The following is an 18,546-nucleotide window of genomic DNA, read 5'->3' as shown; positions in this document are numbered from 1 at the left end:
ATCAGCGACCCGGCGGGTCCGACGGCAACGAGTCCGGCAGCCCGAACGCCGCGAAGTGCGCCGCGCCCACGAACGAGGTGATCCGGGCGATCCGGTCGTTCCGCAGCGTCAGCACGTCGACCGACCACGGCAGGTACGGGCCGGTCGCGCCCGCGCGCAGGTAGCCCGCGACGGCGGGCTGGCCGTTCGCGCCGGTGGGCAGGTGCCGCCAGGCGCCGCAGGGGCCGAGCGGCGCCGACCGGGCGAAGTCCAGCACCGTCGCGATGCCCCGGTACCAGTGCGGCATCGGTGGCATGGACCAGGTGACGTCCTCGGCGAGCAGGGCGACCAGGGCGTCGGCGTCACCGTTCGCCAGGGCGGTGGTGTAGCCGGTGACGACCTCCCGCAGCCGGACGTCGTCCAGCATCCGCAGGGTGCGCTGCTGGGAGGCGGCGGGAGCCCGCTCGGCGAGCACCCGGCGGGCTCGCGCGAGCGCCGAGTTCACCGCGCTGGCCGAGGTGCCCAGCATCGCCGCGATCTCGGCGGCGGAGTAGCCGAGGACGTCGAAGAGCAGCAGGGCGGCCCGCTGGTTGCCCGGCAGGTGCTGCACCGCGGCCACGAAGGCCAGCTCGACCGCCTCGCGCTGCTCGTACCGCGCGCCCGGCGGGACGGGACCGGCCGCGAGGCCGGTGTCCGGGTAGGGGCCGAGCCAGGAGACCTCGTGGTCCGGGCGGCTGTCCGGTACGGCGCGGTCGCTGGCCGGGCCGAGGTCGACCGGGAGGGCCCGCCGGGCGCGACCGGCGATGGCGTCGAGGCACACCCGGGTCGCCACGGTGTACAGCCACGAGCGCAGTGAGCCGCGTCCCGCGAAGGCCGGCAGTCCGCGCCACGCCCGCAGCAGCGCGTCCTGGAGGGCGTCGTCGGCGTCGTGGACCGAGCCGAGCATCCGGTAGCAGTGGGCGTGCAGTTCCCGGCGCAGCGGCGCGACCAGCGCGGTGAAGGCGACCTCGTCGACCGGGGCCGGGTCCGGAGCTCCGGTGGCGGTCGACGAAATGACGCTCACAACCGACGATTCTGCCCCACCACCGGGGTCTGGAAGGTGTACGGCTCGCCCAGGCACGAATCTGGAGGACCCGATGAGCAGCATGTCCACCGCGCCCGTCACCGCCGGCACCCTGGAGGTGCCCGACGGGCGGCTGTACTACGAGGTGCGCGGGCAGGGCCCGCTCGTGGCCCTGGTCGCCGCCCCGATGGACGCCGACGCCTTCGCGCCGCTGGCCGACCTCCTGGCCGCGGAGCACACCGTGTTGACCACCGACCCGCGCGGGATCCGGCGCAGCGTCCTGCACGACCCGCACCGCGACTCGACGCCCGAGCTGCGCGCCGAGGACCTCGCCCGGCTCCTCGCCCACGTCGACGCGGGTCCGGCGGCCGTGCTCGGGTCCAGCGGCGGCGCGGTGACCGTCCTCGCCCTGGCCCAGGCCCGTCCCGCGCAGGTGCACACGATCGTCGCGCACGAACCGCCGCTGCTCGGCCTGCTGCCGGACCGGGAGGAACTGCTGGCCCGCGAGGACGACATGATCGCCACCTACCGCGCCGGCGACCGGCTCGGCGCCGGGCGCAAGTTCCTCGCCAACGCCAACATCCACCTGCCCGAGGAGATGGTCCTGGGCATGTTCGGCGGCGAGCCGGACCCGCAGGCGGCCGCCGACGAGCACTTCCAGTACCTGCACATGATCCGCGGCACGACCCGGTTCCGGCCCGACGTCGCCGCCCTGCGCGACGGCCCGACCCGGGTCGTCGTCGGCCTCGGCGAGCGGTCGACCGGTGAGGTCTGCGACCGCACCTCGCGGGCGCTCGCCGCGGAGCTGGGCACGTCGCCGACGATGTTCCCGGGCGGGCACATCGGCTTCGCCGAGAACCCGCCGGCCTTCGCCGCCCGGCTGCGCGAGGTGCTCGCCGACGGCTGAGGCGCACTCCCCGGCATGACGGCGGCGGGCGCGGGACGCCGGGGTGGCGTACCCGCGCCCGCCGTCGGGAGCGCGGCTGCCCGGCGTCGACGGCGGAGGAGGCCGCCGACGCCGGGGCGGGCGATCAGTTGACGCTCACGGCCGACCAGGCGGCGGCCACCGTGTTGTACTCGGCGCTGCTGGTGCCGTACAGGTCGGCGGCGGCCGACAGGCTGGCGGTGCGGGCGCCGGCGTAGTTGGTCCGCGAGGTCATGTAGCGGGTGAGCGCGCGGTACCAGATGGCACCGGCCTTGGCGTTGCCGATGCCGGTCACGGTGCTGCCGTTGCAGGTCGGGCTGTTGCCGTACGTCGACGAGCCGCTGCCCACGGCGAGCAGGTAGAAGAAGTGGTTCGCGACGCCGGACGAGTAGTGCACGTTGAGCCGGCCCACCGAGCTGGTCCAGCAGTCGGCGGAGGAGCCGTCCTTGGAGGGCTTGTCCATGTAGCGCAGCGGACCGCTGCTGCGCACCTTCTCGCCGATCAGGTAGTCGCCCGGGTCGTTGCTGTTGGCGGCGGAGAACTCGACGAGGGTGCCGAAGATGTCGCTGGTGGCCTCGTTGAGACCGCCCGACTCACCGCTGTAGCGCAGGCCGGCCGTGTTGCTGGTGACGCCGTGGGTCATCTCGTGACCGGCCACGTCCAGCGAGGTCAGCGGGTACCAGCCGGAGCCACCGTCGCCGTAGGTCATGCAGAAGCAGGAGTCGTTCCAGAACGCGTTGGCGTAGTTGCTGCTGTAGTGCACCCGGCTGTACGCGCCGACCCCGTCGTTGCGGATGCCGTTGCGGCCGTGCACGGTCTTGTAGTAGTCCCAGGTCTTCTGCGCGCCGTACGCGGCGTCGGCCGCAGCGGTCTGCCGGTTGGCCAGGGTGCCGTCACCGAACACGTTCGAGGCGCTGGTGACCAGGGTGCCGGTGCCGCTGGTGCCGCCGTTGAGGTCGTACGTCTTGTGACCGCCCCGGGTGGCGTCGGCGAGCTGGTAGGTGCTGCCGGAGAGGGTGCTGCCCACGGTCACGGTGCCGGAGTGGAAGGTGTTGCCCGTGCCCTCGCTCTGCACGCCCTCCCAGGAGTCGCGCACCTTGCCGGTGGTGGCGTCCACCAGCACGTGCAGCTCGCTGGGGGTGCCGTCGGCGTACGCGCCGCCCACCACGACCTCGTAGGCCAGGGTGGTGCCGGTGGCGTCGGCGTCGTGGACGAGCTGGCTGCCGTCGACCCGGCGGGTGGCGGCGGTGGAGGCGGCGAGCGCGACCCGGCCGGCGGTCGCGGCGCTGACCCGGGCCTTGGCGCCCCGGGTCGGCGCGGCCGCGAGGCTCTGGCTGGCGCCCTTCCAGGTGTTGCCCTTGCCGAGGTGGACCACGGTGTCGCCGCCCAGCACCGGCAGGCCGTCGGAGTAGCGGTTGAGCCGGACGTGCTCGGTGCCGTCGGCGTCGGTCTGCACGTTCTTGAGCGTGAAGCTCTGGCCGTCGGCGACCAGCGCGCTGCCCGAGTGGGCCTTGAGCTGGGCGACCGCCCGGGTGAACGCGTCACCGGAGACGGGGGCGGCGGAGGCCGTGGTGGGCAGCGCGCCGGCGGCGGCGAGCAGCGCCGCCGTGGCCAGCCCACCGAGGAGAGTGGTACGACGCATGAAGTTCCTACCTTCACTAGGACTGCCGGTCTGGGGGGTTCCGACCGACGGGTGACCCGCCGTGGGAGGGCACGCCGGATCGGCCGCGTCTGTGCAGGTCACACGGCAGCGGCTACGCACCAGGGATCGATGGAGGAAAGATCCTCGATGCGTTGTTGCACATTCTTGCCGCACCCGACCCTTGTCTGTCACGACCTGCGGCCAAGATTTTTTCCAGACTTTTCGCGTCCCGTTCACCACCCGGCGCGGCGAGGGCGCCCCCGGCGCCGGGCGCCATGGTCCGACGGATCGGTCCGGCCGACTCGCGAACCGGCCCGCCGTCAGCGCCGTAACCTCGGGGAATGCGTTCTGCGCAGGCGACCGGGACGGCGCCGGAGCGGACCGGTCGCCCGCTGCTCGCCGGTGGGCTGCTGGTCGCCACCGGCCTGGCCGACGTGCTGGCCGCGTACGGCATGCTCCGATCCGGGGCGTTCATGGTGCTGGCCGACGGCGGGCTCTACCCCGTCGACGTCACCGGCTGGATCTGGCTGCACCTGACGACCGGCACCGCGGTCGCGCTCGCCGGCCTGGTGGCGCTCACCGGCCGGGGCGGCGCGGCCACCGTCGCGATCTGCTGTGCCGCACTGGCGATCGCCGTGGAGCTGCTCATGCTGCCGTACGCGCCGATCCTGGCGGTCCTGGTGGCCGCCGTCGACGTCGCGGCGATCCGGCTGCTGCTCCGCCACCGCCGCACGACCGGCGGAGGGTGAGGCCGGCGCCTCCGGTCAGCGCGGCTCGCAGATCCGCGCGGAGAAGGCCGGGTCGCCCTCCCGGCCGGCCGCCCACACCGGATTGACCGTCAGGGCGAGCGGCGGGGCCTGCCACGCGGCGCCCAGCCGCTGGAGCAGGCGGTACTCCCGGCGTGGCTCGTCGACCCGGCCGCCGGCCAGGAAGTCGACCACCCGTTCCTCGGCGATCCGCTGGCCGATCAGCCCGCCATGCAGGGCGGGCATCTGGAAGACCGGAATCCGGCTGTACTCGCCGGGCGGCGCCTCGGCCGCGCTGACCGTCGGCAGGAAGGCGATCATGCGGACCCCGGCCACCGGGCAGAGCGTGCGGTTGCGGTAGAAGGGCGCGTTGACCAGCACCGACCGCACGAACGGCTCGTCCGGATGGCTCTTGACCCGCCGGCCCAGGTTGGCGAACCAGAAGATCCCGCGCAGTTCCCAGCCGGCCGCCACGCCCCACCCGGAATACCCCGGCGGCGGGTAGTAGGCCCGGCCGGGCTGGATGAGCGGGCTGAACAGCAGCACCGCCTCCACCGGCAGCGGCTGCGCCCACTTGTCCAGGTAGGTCCGCGCCACCATGGCCCCCTCGCTGAACCCGAGCAACGCGATCGGCCGCCCGGTCCGGCGGTGTAGCTCGTCGATCTGCGCGGCGAGCAGCACCGCGCTGGAGTCCAGGGAGCGGTGGGTCGCCTCGGGCCCGTAGGGCAGCGGCCGACCCTGCCGGTCGAGGCCCGCGTAGGAGAAACGCTCCACCCGGGGGTCCGTCGGCAGCACGCCGCTCCATTGCGAGTCGTGCCCGGCGATGGCGATGACCGCGTGCGGCACCCGGTCGGGCAGCCGCTCGGTGACCACCGGGGGCAGCCACTCCCTCGGCGGGCCCACCGCGACGGCGACGAGCGACTGCGACCCGACCGCGGCGGCCATGGTGAGGATGATCGCCACCGGCGCGACCGGGATCCGGGCCAGGCGGATCCGGGCGGGCAGCACGGCCGCCGCCACGGTCCGCTGCCAGAGGAGGCCGTTGATCAGGCCGGCCAGTGCGGCCAGGGGGACGCCCCACCATCCCGGCGTGCTGGAGATGACCGCGCCCGCCACGGTGAGCACCACGAAGTTCAGCACCGACCAGCCGAGCAACTCGACCGTCGGCAGGCCCCGCCACCAGTGCCGGACCACTCCGGCGCGCTGGAGGAACGGGGCGAGCACCAGCATCGGGGCGAGCGAGGCGAACAGGTAGAGGGAGAGCGCGACCGCCGAGAAGGCCACCGAGATGGCGGCCCAGGGCGAGATGATCACCAGAGCGAGGGCGGCCACCTCCAGGTTCCGCCGGACCAGCCAGCCGAACGCGGGACGCGCCGGCCCCGCGGGCCAGGCCAGCGCGGTCAGCCCGGCGCTGAGCAGGCCACGGAAGACGGTGAGCGCCACCAGCCCGAGCAGGAAGTTCCACCAGGAGTCGTGGTAGACCAGCAGCCATCGCAGGTCGTGGTACGAGTCGTACGGCCACACCGCGGTCACCTGGGGCGCCAGCCCTCGGGCGCCGTGGAAGCCGATGCCGACCAGCACCGCCTCCTGCACCACCGGCGGCAGCACGGCGAGCACCAGCAGCATCGCCGTCCGGCTCCGGAGTGCCTCCACCGCGGCTCCTTCAGTACCTTCCGTCCTCGGGCCCTTGCAGGATCTCCCGGGAGCCGGCCCGGCGGTGCCGGAATGGCCGACCGGGGCGTACGGAGAGTCAGCGGGCGGTCCCGCTGCGCAGGGTCGGCGGACCGGCGGGGTGTCGTCCGCCGCGTCGCGTGGCAACCTGTCGCATCCCTCGGGCAGGATGCACGACGTGCGCCGCGAACGGGACGACCAGCCGACCGGAGACCGCCGATGACCGACGACCTGCTCGACGGCCCCGGCGACGGGGTCGGCCGCGTGCTCGGCACCGCCGACGCCACCCCGCTCACCTTCTGGACCGCGGTCGCCCCCGGCAGCTACCTCCAGCTCGACGACGTCGTGGTGACCCGCCGCGAGCTGCCCGACCGGGAGCCGGTCACCATCGCCGGCGTGGTCACCCAGGTGCGCGCCCGGCACGAGGGGGCGCAGTTCGACTCCGACGTGTTCGCCATCGCCGACGGCACCCTGCCGGCCCAGGTGCAGGAGGCCGCCGAGATCACCACCACCCGGGTCGACCCGGAGTTCTACGTGCCGCCCACCCCCGGGGCCGTGGTGCACCGGGCCGAGGGCGACGCCCGGGCCCGGGCGCTGCACTTCGACCGGATGGAGCGGCGCATCCCCATGGGCATGGGCCGCGACGGCGTCCCGGTCTACCTCAACGCCGACTTCCTCGACGGCACCCGGGGCGCGCACGTCTCCATCTCCGGCATCTCCGGCGTGGCCACCAAGACCAGCTTCGCCACCTTCCTGCTCTACTCGGTCTTCCGCTCCGGCGTGCTCGGCGGCGACGCGGTCAACGCCAAGGCGCTGATCTTCAACGTCAAGGGTGAGGACCTGCTCTTCCTCGACCACCCCAACACCCGGCTCGACGACGCCACCCGGGCCGGCTACGCCAAGCTCGGGCTCGACGCGGGCGCCTTCCCCGACGTCCGGGTCTACGCCCCGCCCCGGGTCGGCGACTCCTCCGGCACGCCCGACGTGAGCAGCCGGCTCACCGGGGTGGACAGCTTCTACTGGACGCTGAGCGAGTTCTGCGCCGACCGCCTGCTGCCCTACGTCTTCGCCGACGCCGACGACGAGCGGCAGCAGTACACGATGGTCGTGCACTCGGTCGCCGCCCACCTGGCCCGATACGCCCAGCCCGCCGACGGCGGGGTGAGCATCGACGGGGTCCGGCTGGGCTCCTACGCCGACCTGGTCGACCACGTCGTCGAGCAGCTCAACGACGACGAGACCCGGAGCGACTGGGCGGGCAGCGCGGTCGGCCTGGGCACGGTCAACGCGTTCGCCCGCCGGCTCATCGGCAGCAAGAAGGACCTGGGCCGGCTGATCCGGGGCGACCTGGCCACCCGCCGCCCGCACTCCATCAACACCGCCGAGTCCGCCCAGGTCACCGTGGTCGACCTGCACAACCTGCCGGACCGCGCGCAGCGCTTCGTGGTCGGCGTGACGCTCAAGAGCGAGTTCGAGCGCAAGGAGAAGGCCGGCACCGCCAAGCCGCTGCTCTTCGTCGTCCTCGACGAGCTCAACAAGTACGCCCCCCGGGAGGGCTCCTCCCCGATCAAGGAGGTGCTGCTCGACATCGCCGAGCGGGGCCGCTCGCTCGGGGTGATCCTGGTCGGCGCCCAGCAGACCGCCAGCGAGGTGGAGCGGCGGATCGTCACCAACTCGGCGGTCCGGGTGGTCGGCCGGCTCGACCCGGCCGAGGCGTCCCGCCCGGAATACGGCTTCCTCCCGCCCGCCCAGCGTCAGCGGGCCCTGCTGGCCAAGCCGGGCACCATGTTCGTCAACCAGCCCGACATCCCGGTCCCGCTCTGCCTGGAGTTCCCCTTCCCCGCCTGGGCCACCCGGGTCTCCGAGGCCGGCCGGGCGCCCTCGGAGACGCTGCGCTCGATCACCCAGGCGGCCGACCCGTTCGCGGTGGTCGGCTCGGGCACCGCCGACGACGACATCCCGTTCTAGAGGGCTGACCATGAAGATCCTGCACACCTCCGACTGGCACGTCGGCAAGGTCCTCAAGGGGCAGTCCCGGGCCGAGGAGCACAAGCAGGTGCTCGCCCAGGTGATCGAGATCGCCCGTGTCGAGCGGCCCGACCTGGTGATCGTGGCCGGCGACCTCTACGACACCGCCGCGCCCACCCCGGAGGCGACCCGGCTGGTCACCCGGGCGCTGACCGCGCTGCGCCGCACCGGGGCCGACGTGGTGGCGATCGGCGGCAACCACGACAACGGCGCGGCGCTCGACGCGCTGCGCCCCTGGGCCGAGGCCGCCGGCATCACGCTGCGCGGCAGCGTCCGGGACAACCCGGCCGAGCACGTCATCGACGGCGCCACCCGCGACGGGGAGCGCTGGCAGGTCGCCGCGCTGCCCTTCCTCTCCCAGCGCTACGCCGTGCGAGCCGTGGAGATGTACGAGCTGACCCCCGCCGAGGCCAACCAGACCTACGCCGACCATCTCGGGCGGGTCCTCGCCCGGCTGGCCGAGGGGTTCGGCGAGCCGGGCCGGGTGCACCTGGTGACCGCCCACCTCACCGTGGTCGGGGCGAGCACCGGCGGCGGCGAGCGCGACGCGCACACGGTGCTCGGCTACGCCGTGCCGGCCACCGTCTTCCCGGGCAACGCGCACTACGTGGCGCTGGGCCACCTGCACCGCTCCCAGCGGGTGATCGGCCCCTGCCCGATCCGCTACAGCGGCAGCCCGCTCGCCGTCGACTTCGGCGAGCAGGAGAACATCGGCTCGGTGACGATCGTCGAGGTGACCGCGACGACCGCGGCGCAGATCCGGGAGGTGCCGGTGCCCGGGGCCGTCCCGCTGCGTACGGTCCGGGGCACCCTGGCCCAGCTCGCCGAGATCGAGGCGCCCGAGGGCTGGCTGCGCGTCTACGTCCGCGAGCAGCCCCGCGCCGGGCTGCGCGAGGAGGTGCAGGAACTGCTCCCCCGCGCCCTCGAGATCCGGATCGACCCGGAGCTGGTGCCCGCACCGGGCAGCGGCACCCGCACCGCCCAGCGGGCCGGCCGCTCGCCGCGCGAGCTGTTCGCCGATTACCTGGGCAGCCGGGGCCACGCCGACGACGGCGTCCAGGAGCTCTTCGACGAGCTGCTCGAGGAGGTCGATCACTGATGCGGCCGATGCGGCTGGACATGGCGGGCTTCACCGTCTTCCGCGAGGAGACCACCGTCGACTTCACCGACGCCGACTTCTTCGCGCTGGTCGGGCCGACCGGTTCGGGCAAGTCGACGGTGCTCGACGCGATCTGCTTCGCCCTCTACGGCACGGTGCCCCGCTGGGGTGGCACCCGGGGCCTGGCCAACGCCCTCGCCCCGTCGGCCACCGAGGCGCGGGTGCGGCTGGTCTTCGAGTCCGCCGGCGACCGGTACGTGGCCACCCGGGTGGTCCGCCGCGACGGCCGGGGCACGGTGAAGACCGCCAACGCCGGGCTCCAGCTCATGCCGCCCGGGTTCGACATCACCAAGCTCGACACCGGGCTCAGCCCCGAGGACCTGGGCGAGGTGGTGGCCGGCACCCCGGCCGAGATGGAGCAGGCGGTGCTCGACGCGGTCGGCCTGCCCTACGAGCAGTTCACCAGCTGCGTGGTGCTGCCCCAGGGGCAGTTCGCCGACTTCCTGCACGCCAAGCCGGCCACCCGGCAGCAGATCCTGGTCAACCTCCTCGGGCTGGGCGTCTACGAGGAGGTGCAGAAGAAGGCCACCGAGCGCGCCGGGCAGGCCGAGGCGAAGCTGGAGACGGTCGACAAGATGCTCGGCGGCCTCGCCGACATCGACGAGCAGAGCCTGGCCGCCGCCCGCGAGCGGGCCGACCGGATGCGCGGGCTGGCCGGGGCGGTCGCGGCGGCCGTACCGGAGCTGGAGCGGGCGCGGGCGACGGCGCGCGAGCAGGCGGCGGCCCTCGCCGCGCTCGACGGCGAGCTGACCGTGCTGGCCGGGGTACGGCCACCGGACGGGATCGCCGAGCTGGCCCGGGCCGTGGCGGCCGCGCGCACCGCCGCCGACGAGGCGGTCACCGCCGTCGGCCTGGCCGAGGAGCGCGAGGAGAAGCTGCGCGGCGAGCTGGCCGCGGCCGGCGACGAGAGCGCGCTGCGCCTCCAGCTCAGGGCGTACGCCGACCGGGAGAAACTGACCGGCGAGGCGGGGGCGGTCCGCGCTGTGGTGGACGCGGCGGAGGCCGAGCACGACGCGGCGGCCGGGGCCCTCGCCGCGGCCCGGGCCCACGCCGAGCGGGCCGAGGCCGAGCTGGAGGCGGCGTTCCGGGCGCACGAGGAGGCGAAGGCCACCGACCAGGCCGTGGCGCTGCGGGCGCACCTGGTCGACGGCGCCCCCTGCCCGGTCTGCGAGCAGCCCGTCCCCCGGGTGCCGGCGGTGCCGAAGGGGTCGGCGGTGCCCCGGGCGCTCGCTGCCGGCAAGGCGGCCCGGACGGCCAGCGAGGCCGCCAAGCGGGTGGTGCAGGAGCGCGACGCGGCCGCCCGCGAGCTGGACCGGGTGCTGCTGCGCGCCCGGGCCGAGCACGACCAGGTCCGGGCCCGGCTGGCCGAGCTGGACGCACAGCTCGCCGACGCCGTCCCGCCGGAGGCGCTGCGCGCGTCCCTGGCCGAGCACGCCCGGCTGCGCCGCGCGCTGGAGGAGGCGGCGGGCGCGGTGCGCGCCGGCCGGGACGCCGCCCGCCGGGCCCGCGCCGGCCTCGACGGGGCGCAGGAGCGCCTGCGCCGGGCCTGGCGCGACTTCGACACCGCCCGGGACGGGCTGGCCCGGTTCGGCCCGCCGGCCGCCGACCGCGACGACGTGGCCGCCGCCTGGACGGCCCTCGCCGACTGGGCCGGCGAGCAGGCCGGGCGGCGGCGCGCCGACCGGGCCGGGCTGGCCGCCGCCGTCGACACCGCCGAGGCCGCGGCGGGCGGGGTGGCGGAGCGGATCGGCGGGCTCTTCGACGCGGCCGGGCTGGCCGCGCCGGAGGACCCGCAGCGCGACGCCGCCGTGGCGGTCGAGCGGGCCGAGGCGGAGCTGCGCCGGCTGGAGGAACGCCGCGAGCAGGCCGCCGAGCTGCGCGAGCAGCGGGCCGGCCACGAGCGGGAGGCGCGGGTGGCGCGCGCCCTCGCCGGGCACCTGCGGGCCAACAACTTCGAGCGCTGGCTGCTGGCCGAGGCCCTGGACCTGCTGGTCGACGGCGCCTCGCGGATCCTGCGCGAGCTCTCCGGCGGCCAGTACGACCTGGTGCACGACAAGGGCGAGTTCTTCGTGGTCGACCACCACGACGCCGGGCTGCGGCGCGGCGTGCGCACCCTGTCCGGCGGGGAGACGTTCCAGGCGTCGCTGGCCCTGGCGCTGGCGCTCTCCGAGCAGCTCGCCGGGATGTCCACCAGCGCGGCCAGCCTGGAGTCGATCGTCCTCGACGAGGGCTTCGGCACGCTGGACGCGGCCACCCTCGACACGGTCGCGGCCACCCTGGAGAACCTGGCGGCCCGGGGTGACCGGATGGTCGGCGTGGTCACCCACGTGCCGGCGCTCGCCGAGCGGATCCCGGTCCGCTTCGAGGTCCGCAAGGACGCCCGCACCGCCCGCGTGGAACGAACCGGCCTGTGAGCGCGAGAAGGGCGGCCCTGTGACGAGGTTCTTCGTCGACGCGTGGGACCCGGCGTACGGGGCGTCGTTCGAGGCGGCCGGCGGGGGCGGGCCGGCGGCGCCGAGCAGCGCCCAGGTCGACGCCGACGTCGAACTGCCGGCCACCGACTGGCGGGCCGTCGACGTCCGGCGCGACGTCGCGGCCCCGCACGTGGTGCTGCTGGTCGACGGGGTGCGGCGGATCGACGCCAGCGTGTGGACGGCGGAGGACGACGGCGCCTCGTTCCCGGGCATCGCCGCCTCGTACGCCGCCGGGGTGGTCCGCTGCGACCTGGAGCGGGGCGCGGCGGAGCTGGCCGGGACCCGGGTCGGCCGAGGGCTGTTCACCGCCAGCCCGTCGGCGCAGGACGTGGTGGCCGGCGCGATCCGCTACCCGGTGCACCGGGTGAGCGGCACCGGCGAGCTGAGCAAGCTGCCCGCCGCCGTGCAGGGCCCGCTGACCGCCCTGGAGGTGGCGGTCTCCGACGCGGTACGAACCGACGGCGACCTGCTGGTGGTCGACGGGCCGCTGCGCAGCCGGCGGAACCTGCCCCGCACCCTCGGCTACATCAAGACCCAGCACAGCCAGTACCTGGACGGCCGGCTCACCGCGGTGGTCACCGGGCTGGCCCCGGGGCAGCGCTGCCCGGTGTTCCGGCTGGGCACCGCGTGGGGCGGCTACTCCTGGTACCTGCGACTGCCGGTGGCAGGCGGCGCGCCCTGGGCCGGCATCGTGCGGGTGGAGTGCTCCGCCGACCTGACCGAGGCCGAGGCGATCGAGCTGGCCGACCTGTCCCTGGTCACGCTGCCCCGGTTCGCCTCCACCCCGTACAAGGATCCGCGCGCCCCGCAGAACCTGATCCCGATCGCCGGCCTGGAGCGCCGGTTGCGCGGGATGCTCGGCGACGCCCGGCTGCTGCACCGGGTGCTCACCGCGGCGGCCCGGGGGATCCGGCGCTGATGGGCCGGCGACGTGGCGCGGACCGGGCGGTCGCGCAGGTCGACACCGGGCAGGCCGAGCTGGTGCCCGACCCGGACCGGACGGGCTCGTGGACGCTGCTGCTCGACGGCGCCCCGCAGTCGCATGTGGACCTCACCGATCCCACCCACCTGGAGTTCGAGTACGTCCGGCGGCTGGCCGCCGCGATCGACCTGGTCGCGCCGGCCGGCGCGCCGCTGCGGGTGCTGCACCTGGGCGGCGGCGCGCTCACCCTGCCCCGCTACGTCCAGGCCACCCGCCCCGGCTCGACCCAGCGGGTGTCCGAGGTGGACGGCGCGCTGGTGGAGCTGGTGCGGCGGGAGCTGCCCTGGCCGGCCGACCCCCGGCTGCGGGTCCGGGTGGCCGACGCCCGGGCCACCCTGACGTCGAGCCCCGACGGCAGCTACGACGTGGTGGTCGCGGATGTCTTCGCCGGCGCCCGCACCCCCGCCCACCTGACCTCGGTCGAGTACGCCGCCGAGGTGGCCCGGGTGCTCCGGCCCGACGGCTGCTACCTGGCGAACGTCGCCGACGGCCCGCCGCTGCGGCACGCCCGCGGGCAGGTGGCCACGGTGCGCACCGTGCTGCCCCGGGCCTGCCTGGTCGGTGACGCGGCGGTGCTGCGCGGCCGGCGCTACGGCAACCTGGTGCTGGTCGCGTCCCGAGTGGAGCCGCCGGTGCCGGAGCTGACCCGGCGGGCCGCCGGCGACTGGTTCCCCGGCCGGGTGCTGGCCGGCGCCGAGCTGGACCGGTTCGCCGGGGGCGCCCCGGTGGTCCACGACGCCGACGCCACCGACTCCACCCCACCCCCGCCCGGAATTTTTTCCGTCCGGCGTTGATCCGCTCGGCGGGCCGGTCCGTACCACCGGGCGGCCATGCCCGTGGGGGGTCGGCTGACGTCATTGGACAGCGGAGGTCTCATGCATGCGGTGGCGGCCGGCTGGCACGGCGAGGTGGCGAGGCCCGAGTGGATGTTCGCCCGGGCACAGCCCCAGTCGCGCGCGTCGAGGTCGGGTCGAGGGCTCGACGCCCGCCCCTCGGATCGCCAGAATGACCCGGTGACGCCGCGACCGGCGCCCGGACGCCACCAGGCGACGTCCACCGAGGCCAGCCACTCCGACCAGCTGATCCGGCTGCTGTACGCCGAGCACGCGGGACCGCTGCTGATGTTCGTGATGCGGCTGACCGGCGGGGACCGGCAGCGCGCCGAGGACATCGTGCAGGAGACGCTGCTGCGGGCCTGGCGCAACGCGCACCGGCTGGGCGTCCAGGGCCAGGGCTCGCTGCGCCCGTGGCTGGTCACGGTGGCCCGGCGGATCGCCATCGACGAGCACCGCAGCGAGCAGGCCCGCCCGGCGGAGACCTACGACCGGGACCTGACCGCGTTCGCCGAGGCGGACAGCACCGACCGGGTGCTGCGCACCATGACGGTGGCGGACGCGCTGCGTACGCTGAGCCAGTCGCACCGGGAGATCCTGGTGGCGACGTACTTCCGGGGGCGTACCGTGCCCGAGGCGGCCGAGGAGCTGGGCCTTCCGCTCGGCACCGCGAAGTCGCGGGTCTACTACGCGCTGCGCGCGCTGCGCACGGCTCTGCAGGAGAGGGGGGTGACGGAATGAGCCGCGCGGACCACATGGACGTCGCCGCGTACGCGCTCGGCGTGCTGGATCCGCAGGACGCGGAGCGGTTCGAGGAGCACCTGGCCACCTGCTGGGCGTGCGCGGCGGAGCTGGAGACCATGGTCCCGGTGGTGGGGATGCTCTCCGGCATCGACGGCGAGGCGATGGCCGCGCTGGAGCAGACGCACACCGATCCCGCGCTGCTGGACCGTACCCTCATGGCGGTCCGCCGCGACCGGCGGCGGACCCGGATGCGGCAGATGCTGGCCGCTGCGGCGGCCGTGGTGGTGTTCGGCGGCCTGAGCGGCGTCGCCGCCGCCGGGGTGTTCGACGGCGACGAAGGGAAGCGGATCCCGCAGGCGGAGCCGACGCTGACCGCGCCCGTCACCGGGCCGCCGAGCAGCCGGCCGTCCGACCCCAACGACCCGAACGTCGGTGGCAACGAGCAGGAGGGCGACCAGCACAACGCGGTCGACCCCGGCACCGGCGTGAAGACCACCATGTGGCTGGCGTCGAAGGAGTACGGCACCCAGATCGACCTCCAGCTCACCCGGCTGCCCGGGCCGCGCACCTGCCGGCTCCTGGTGGTCCGGAAGAACGCCACCAGCGAGGTGGTCTCCACCTGGTCGGTGCCGGGCGGCGGCTACGGCACGAACACCAACCAGCTGCCGCTGGAGCTGAGCGCCTCCACCTCGGCGCCGCTCAAGGACATCGAGAAGATCCAGGTGCAGTCGGTCGACGTCAACGGTGTGGCCAGCCCGCTGGTGACGGTGGACGACCTCTGATCCCGCCGGAACGCCGGCGCCGGGCAGCGACACCGCCCGGCGCCGTTCCGTCGTGCCCGGGATCGTGACCCGTCGTGCTCCCGCACGCGCCGGCGACCGGATCGGTTCAACGGATCCACTGTGAAATGGAGCACCCTTTTCTCTTCAACCTTGACAGCACACCGCCCGTACTACTCGGCGAACTGCCAAGAACGAGGAGGGCACGTGGCACACCTGAAGCGGACGACCGTCATCGTCGCGAGCGCGATGGTCGCACTAACGGCCTGCGCCCCCGCGGGCTACGACGGGGCGAACTCGAGCGCGGCCGAGCCGGTCGCCGTCGCCGCGGCCGAACCCACCGCGTCGGCCGAACCGGAAGCCTCCGCGTCCCCGGACGCGCCCGCCGTCGAGAAGGCGCCCCCGTCCGACGTGAAGCTCACCGACGAGCTGGTCGGCAAGAGGCTGCCCCGGATGGGCCAGGTCGTCACCGACCAGGACGGCTGGGTGCTGTACCGGTTCGACAAGGACTCGGCCGACCCGCCGCAGTCCAACTGCGTGGACAAGTGCGCCCAGGTCTGGCCGCCCGCGCTGACCGACGGCAACCCGCAGCTCCAGGGCGTCTCCGACGACAAGGTCGGCACCGTCACCCGCCAGGACGGCACCCGGCAGATCACCATCGGGGGCTGGCCGGTCTACCGCTACATCGGGGACAAGAAGCCGGGCCAGTGGAAGGGCCAGGGCGTCGGCGGCACCTGGTTCGTCGTGAGCCCGAACGGCAAGAAGAACCTCACCTGCCTGCCCACCGGCACCCCGAAGGCGGTCGCCCCGCCGGCGTCGGGTGACTCGGGAGGGGACTCGGGCTACTCGTACTGACGGACCCCCGGACACGGTGGCCGGTCGCAGCCGGGGAGGGCGCGGCCGGCCACCGTCGTGGTCCCGGGACAGCGGCGAACCGGCAGCCCCGCGTCCCGGCGCGGCGCCGGCCCGGTACGGGCCGGCGCCGCTCCCCTCGCGGCGGTGTCCGTGGTCACCGGGGGCGCGCGTGGCAGAGTGAGCGGGTGACCTCCCCCGCCGCCCGCCGGACGCTGCGCCCTCCGGCCGGCTACCGACTGGCCGCCTCGGTCCGCGCCCTCACCTTCAGCCCCTACGACCCGTGCGCCCGGATCGCCGCCGGCAGCTTCTGGTGGGCCACCCGCACGCCGGCCGGTCCGGCCACCCTCGCGCTGCGCCCGGACGCCGGCGAACTGGTCGCCGAGGGCTACGGCCCCGGTGCGGAGTGGGTGGTCGAGCGGGCCGACGCGGTGGCCGGGCTCCGCGACGACCTGACCGGGTTCGCCGCGCTGGCCGACGCGCACCCGCTGGTGGCCCGGCTGGCCCGCGAGCACCACGGGCTGCGGATGCCCGCCACCGGCCAGGTCTTCCCCCGGCTGCTGCGCGCCGTCTTCGAGCAGAAGGTCACCGGCAAGGAGGCGTACCGGGCGTACGCGGCGACCGTGCGGCACTTCCGGGAGCCCGCGCCGGGGCCGCTGCAACCGCTGCTGCTGCCGCCCGAGGCGGCCGCGGTGGCGGCCACGCCGTACTGGGTCTTCCACCCGTTCGGGGTGGAGCAGCGGCGGGCCGACACGCTGCGCCGGGCGGCCGCCGTCGCGGACCGGCTGGAACGCTGCGCCGACTCCGCCGAGGCCACCCGCCGGCTCACCGCGATCGCCGGCATCGGGCCGTGGACCGCCGCCGAGGTGGTCCGGATCGCGTACGGGGACCCGGACGCGGTCAGCGTCGGCGACTACCACGTCCCCAACACGGTGGCCTGGGCGCTGGCCGGGGAGCCGCGCGGCGACGACGCCCGGATGCTGGCCCTGCTGGAGCCGTTCCGGGGTCACCGCGGGCGGGTCTGCGTGCTGTTCGAGGCCGCCGGCATCCAGGCGCCGAAGTACGGGCCGCGCGCCCCGATCCGCTCCTTCGCCGGCTACTGAACCCGGTCGGCGGGCGAGGCCGGCCGGTGACCCGCGCAGAGCCGCCGCAGGGTCCGCCCCAGCCACCACGCGTACGCCTTCTGGAAGGCCAGGGTGAGGGGACCGGCGGCGCGGACGTACCAGCGGGCCGGCCGGCTGAACGCGGTCACCTCGAACCAGACCCCGCCGGCCGTGCGGGTGATCAGGAACGCCTCCTCGCCGACCTCCGGGTGCCCGGGCAGGGTGCCGTAGCCGAACCCGGCCCGGTCCGGCTCGTCCACCGCCCAGACCACCTCGGTCGGGCCCCAGATCCGCAGCGGGCCGACGCCGAGCCCCGGGGTGACCCGCACGCCCGCGGCGGCGCGCGGCGCGTCGGTGCGCATGACGACGCCCGCGGCCCGGTGCAGCCGCCAGCCGAGCACCGCGTCCGCCGCGACCGGGAAGCCGTCGTCCGGCAGCCGGACCCGGTGGCGCAAGTGGTGGTAGCCGGCCGGCAGGCGTCCGTCGCGGGTGGCGCCCACCTCGGGGTACGTCAGCTCGGGCACCTCGGCCTCCTCCTCGCGGGACACCGCCAGGGTACGGCCCGGCATGGTGGCCCGCCCGGCGTCGGTCCGGCGGGCTGTGGTGGGCTTGCCGGGTGACCGATGAGCTGACCGTCGCCCCGGCCGGTGTCGCGGACGCCGGCGAGATCCTCACCGTGCAGCGCGCCGCGTACCTGGTGGAGGCGCAGCGCTACCGGGACCTGTTCCTGCCGCCGCTGACCGAGACCCTGGACGAGGTCCGCGCCGCCCTGGCCGGCCCGGCCGTGGTGCTCGCCGCCCGGCTCGGACCCCGCCTCGTGGGCTCGGTCCGCGCCCGGATCGACGGCGACACCGCCCACGTGGGCAGGCTCGCGGTCGTCCCCGACCAGCAAGGGCGCGGCATCGGCGGCCGGCTGCTGAGCGCCGTGGAGGCCGCCTGCGCCGGCCGAGTGACCCGGTTCGCCCTGTTCACCGGCGCGGAGAGCGCCGAGAACCTGGGCCTGTACGCGCGGCGCGGCTACCGGGTGGTGGCGCACCGGCCGGACGAGAACGGCAACCGCCTGGCGGTGCTGGAGAAGACCGTGGCGGGCGAGCCCGGCGCGGTCAGCCCTGCTCGCAGCGGCGCCTGAGCCCGTCGGCCTCCTGCCGGAGGTAGCGGCGGATGGTGCGGCCGGCGAGCAGCCCGACCAGCCCGGCGAGGGGGCCGGTCTGCGCCATCACCAGCTCGGCGCGGACCCGGCCGTCGGCCAGCGGCACCAGCCGGTGCTCGCCGCGGCTGTGCACACCCGGGCTGTCGGACTCCCAGACGAAGACGTGCGGCGCATCGAACTCGGTGACCCGCCAGACCGCCGGGCGCAGCCGGGGCTGCGCCAGCCGGGCCGTCGCGCCGAGGGTGAGCGGCCCGGGCTCCAGCCGCCGGGCGGCGGTGACCGAGGGCGTCCACTCCGGCCAGCGCTCCACGTCGGTCTGCACGGCCCAGACCCGGTCGGCGTCGGCGGCGATCTCCACGGACTCGACGAATCGCATGGCCCTCCCTCCCCCGGATGCCCGGGGTCAGGTTACGCCG

At 75.3% G+C, this 18,546-nt stretch carries 17 protein-coding genes; 12 read left to right on the top strand and 5 right to left on the bottom strand.

From position 1 onward, the window contains the following. Nucleotide 1: 1 nt before the first annotated feature. Nucleotides 2–1,042 carry a sigma-70 family RNA polymerase sigma factor gene (locus tag AC0OLQ_RS09770; protein WP_484531049.1) on the bottom strand — a complete coding sequence of 347 codons (1,041 nt, stop codon included), beginning with the start codon at nucleotides 1,040–1,042 and terminating at the stop codon, nucleotides 2–4. A gap of 73 nt (nucleotides 1,043–1,115) precedes the next feature. On the opposite strand from AC0OLQ_RS09770, the gene AC0OLQ_RS09765 reads away from it, so the two are divergent. After that, nucleotides 1,116–1,949: an alpha/beta fold hydrolase gene (locus AC0OLQ_RS09765; protein WP_357344928.1), complete on the top strand. Its 834-nt coding sequence runs from the start codon at nucleotides 1,116–1,118 to the stop codon at nucleotides 1,947–1,949. A 124-nt stretch (nucleotides 1,950–2,073) separates the two neighbouring features. Here the strand turns inward: AC0OLQ_RS09765 and AC0OLQ_RS09760 are convergent, their stop codons facing one another. Further along, nucleotides 2,074–3,609: a M4 family metallopeptidase gene (locus tag AC0OLQ_RS09760; protein ID WP_484531048.1), complete on the bottom strand. Its 1,536-nt coding sequence runs from the start codon at nucleotides 3,607–3,609 to the stop codon at nucleotides 2,074–2,076. Nucleotides 3,610–3,950: 341 nt separating this feature from the next. Here AC0OLQ_RS09760 and AC0OLQ_RS09755 point away from each other — a divergent pair, with 341 nt between their 5' ends. Further along, nucleotides 3,951–4,358 carry a DUF7144 family membrane protein gene (locus AC0OLQ_RS09755; protein WP_484531047.1) on the top strand — a complete coding sequence of 136 codons (408 nt, stop codon included), beginning with the start codon at nucleotides 3,951–3,953 and terminating at the stop codon, nucleotides 4,356–4,358. Nucleotides 4,359–4,373: 15 nt separating this feature from the next. Here AC0OLQ_RS09755 and AC0OLQ_RS09750 read toward each other — a convergent pair whose 3' ends face one another. Next, on the bottom strand, nucleotides 4,374–5,981 hold the full coding sequence (locus AC0OLQ_RS09750; RefSeq protein WP_484532310.1) for a lipase family protein: 1,608 nt from the start codon (nucleotides 5,979–5,981) through the stop codon (nucleotides 4,374–4,376). A gap of 264 nt (nucleotides 5,982–6,245) precedes the next feature. Here AC0OLQ_RS09750 and AC0OLQ_RS09745 point away from each other — a divergent pair, with 264 nt between their 5' ends. The 9 genes from AC0OLQ_RS09745 to AC0OLQ_RS09705 all read left to right on the top strand — a co-directional run bounded on the left by AC0OLQ_RS09745 (nucleotide 6,246) and on the right by AC0OLQ_RS09705 (nucleotide 16,980). Next, nucleotides 6,246–7,994 carry an ATP-binding protein gene (locus tag AC0OLQ_RS09745; protein ID WP_357344936.1) on the top strand — a complete coding sequence of 583 codons (1,749 nt, stop codon included), beginning with the start codon at nucleotides 6,246–6,248 and terminating at the stop codon, nucleotides 7,992–7,994. A gap of 10 nt (nucleotides 7,995–8,004) precedes the next feature. Further along, nucleotides 8,005–9,153 (top strand): exonuclease SbcCD subunit D, encoded by a 1,149-nt coding sequence (locus AC0OLQ_RS09740; RefSeq protein WP_484531046.1) that lies wholly within the window; start codon nucleotides 8,005–8,007, stop codon nucleotides 9,151–9,153. Beyond that, a complete protein-coding gene (locus AC0OLQ_RS09735) occupies nucleotides 9,153–11,627 on the top strand; it encodes an AAA family ATPase (protein ID WP_484531045.1) in 2,475 nt (824 codons plus the stop codon). The genes AC0OLQ_RS09740 and AC0OLQ_RS09735 overlap by 1 nt, the downstream gene beginning before the upstream one ends. 19 nt (nucleotides 11,628–11,646) lie before the next feature. Continuing rightward, nucleotides 11,647–12,606 carry a hypothetical protein gene (locus tag AC0OLQ_RS09730; protein ID WP_484531044.1) on the top strand — a complete coding sequence of 320 codons (960 nt, stop codon included), beginning with the start codon at nucleotides 11,647–11,649 and terminating at the stop codon, nucleotides 12,604–12,606. After that, entirely contained in the window at nucleotides 12,606–13,463 is an 858-nt protein-coding gene (locus tag AC0OLQ_RS09725) for a spermidine synthase (RefSeq protein ID WP_484531043.1), read from the top strand. Before AC0OLQ_RS09730 ends, AC0OLQ_RS09725 begins: the two co-directional genes overlap by 1 nt. An 81-nt stretch (nucleotides 13,464–13,544) precedes the next feature. Continuing rightward, complete coding sequence (locus tag AC0OLQ_RS09720) at nucleotides 13,545–14,243, top strand: sigma-70 family RNA polymerase sigma factor (protein WP_484531042.1); 699 nt, start codon at nucleotides 13,545–13,547, stop codon at nucleotides 14,241–14,243. Further along, nucleotides 14,240–15,028, top strand: a complete 789-nt coding sequence (locus tag AC0OLQ_RS09715) for an anti-sigma factor family protein (RefSeq protein WP_484531041.1) — start codon at nucleotides 14,240–14,242, stop codon at nucleotides 15,026–15,028. Before AC0OLQ_RS09720 ends, AC0OLQ_RS09715 begins: the two co-directional genes overlap by 4 nt. 204 nt (nucleotides 15,029–15,232) lie before the next feature. Next, a complete protein-coding gene (locus tag AC0OLQ_RS09710; protein ID WP_484531040.1) occupies nucleotides 15,233–15,880 on the top strand; it encodes a COG4315 family predicted lipoprotein in 648 nt (215 codons plus the stop codon). A 185-nt stretch (nucleotides 15,881–16,065) separates the two neighbouring features. Further along, nucleotides 16,066–16,980 carry a DNA-3-methyladenine glycosylase family protein gene (locus AC0OLQ_RS09705; protein ID WP_484531039.1) on the top strand — a complete coding sequence of 305 codons (915 nt, stop codon included), beginning with the start codon at nucleotides 16,066–16,068 and terminating at the stop codon, nucleotides 16,978–16,980. Here the strand turns inward: AC0OLQ_RS09705 and AC0OLQ_RS09700 are convergent. Beyond that, nucleotides 16,974–17,549, bottom strand: a complete 576-nt coding sequence (locus tag AC0OLQ_RS09700; RefSeq protein ID WP_484531038.1) for a DUF1990 domain-containing protein — start codon at nucleotides 17,547–17,549, stop codon at nucleotides 16,974–16,976. The genes AC0OLQ_RS09705 and AC0OLQ_RS09700 overlap by 7 nt on opposite strands. A gap of 47 nt (nucleotides 17,550–17,596) precedes the next feature. On the opposite strand from AC0OLQ_RS09700, the gene AC0OLQ_RS09695 reads away from it, so the two are divergent. Next, the gene (locus AC0OLQ_RS09695) at nucleotides 17,597–18,109 is read left to right on the top strand and encodes a GNAT family N-acetyltransferase (RefSeq protein WP_484531037.1); all 513 of its coding nucleotides are present in this window, start codon (nucleotides 17,597–17,599) and stop codon (nucleotides 18,107–18,109) included. On the opposite strand, the gene AC0OLQ_RS09690 is transcribed toward AC0OLQ_RS09695, so the two are convergent. After that, nucleotides 18,084–18,506: an SRPBCC family protein gene (locus AC0OLQ_RS09690; protein WP_357339410.1), complete on the bottom strand. Its 423-nt coding sequence runs from the start codon at nucleotides 18,504–18,506 to the stop codon at nucleotides 18,084–18,086. The genes AC0OLQ_RS09695 and AC0OLQ_RS09690 overlap by 26 nt on opposite strands. Nucleotides 18,507–18,546 lie beyond the last annotated feature (40 nt).

Source organism: Micromonospora sp. Utrum1 (assembly GCF_057197805.1).
This window is presented reverse-complemented; position numbering and strand designations above follow the sequence as displayed.

Excerpts from the sequence above, each read along its gene's own strand:
- AC0OLQ_RS09765 (WP_357344928.1), top strand. The coding sequence starts at position 1,116 with ATGAGCAGCATGTCCACCGCGCCCGTCACCGCCGGCACCCTGGAGGTG.
- AC0OLQ_RS09760 (WP_484531048.1), bottom strand. The coding sequence starts at position 3,609 with ATGCGTCGTACCACTCTCCTCGGTGGGCTGGCCACGGCGGCGCTGCTC.
- AC0OLQ_RS09755 (WP_484531047.1), top strand. The coding sequence starts at position 3,951 with ATGCGTTCTGCGCAGGCGACCGGGACGGCGCCGGAGCGGACCGGTCGC.
- AC0OLQ_RS09750 (WP_484532310.1), bottom strand. The coding sequence starts at position 5,981 with ATGCTGCTGGTGCTCGCCGTGCTGCCGCCGGTGGTGCAGGAGGCGGTG.
- AC0OLQ_RS09745 (WP_357344936.1), top strand. The coding sequence starts at position 6,246 with ATGACCGACGACCTGCTCGACGGCCCCGGCGACGGGGTCGGCCGCGTG.
- AC0OLQ_RS09740 (WP_484531046.1), top strand. The coding sequence starts at position 8,005 with ATGAAGATCCTGCACACCTCCGACTGGCACGTCGGCAAGGTCCTCAAG.
- AC0OLQ_RS09735 (WP_484531045.1), top strand. The coding sequence starts at position 9,153 with ATGCGGCCGATGCGGCTGGACATGGCGGGCTTCACCGTCTTCCGCGAG.
- AC0OLQ_RS09725 (WP_484531043.1), top strand. The coding sequence starts at position 12,606 with ATGGGCCGGCGACGTGGCGCGGACCGGGCGGTCGCGCAGGTCGACACC.
- AC0OLQ_RS09720 (WP_484531042.1), top strand. The coding sequence starts at position 13,545 with ATGCATGCGGTGGCGGCCGGCTGGCACGGCGAGGTGGCGAGGCCCGAG.
- AC0OLQ_RS09715 (WP_484531041.1), top strand. The coding sequence starts at position 14,240 with ATGAGCCGCGCGGACCACATGGACGTCGCCGCGTACGCGCTCGGCGTG.
- AC0OLQ_RS09700 (WP_484531038.1), bottom strand. The coding sequence starts at position 17,549 with ATGCCGGGCCGTACCCTGGCGGTGTCCCGCGAGGAGGAGGCCGAGGTG.
- AC0OLQ_RS09690 (WP_357339410.1), bottom strand. The coding sequence starts at position 18,506 with ATGCGATTCGTCGAGTCCGTGGAGATCGCCGCCGACGCCGACCGGGTC.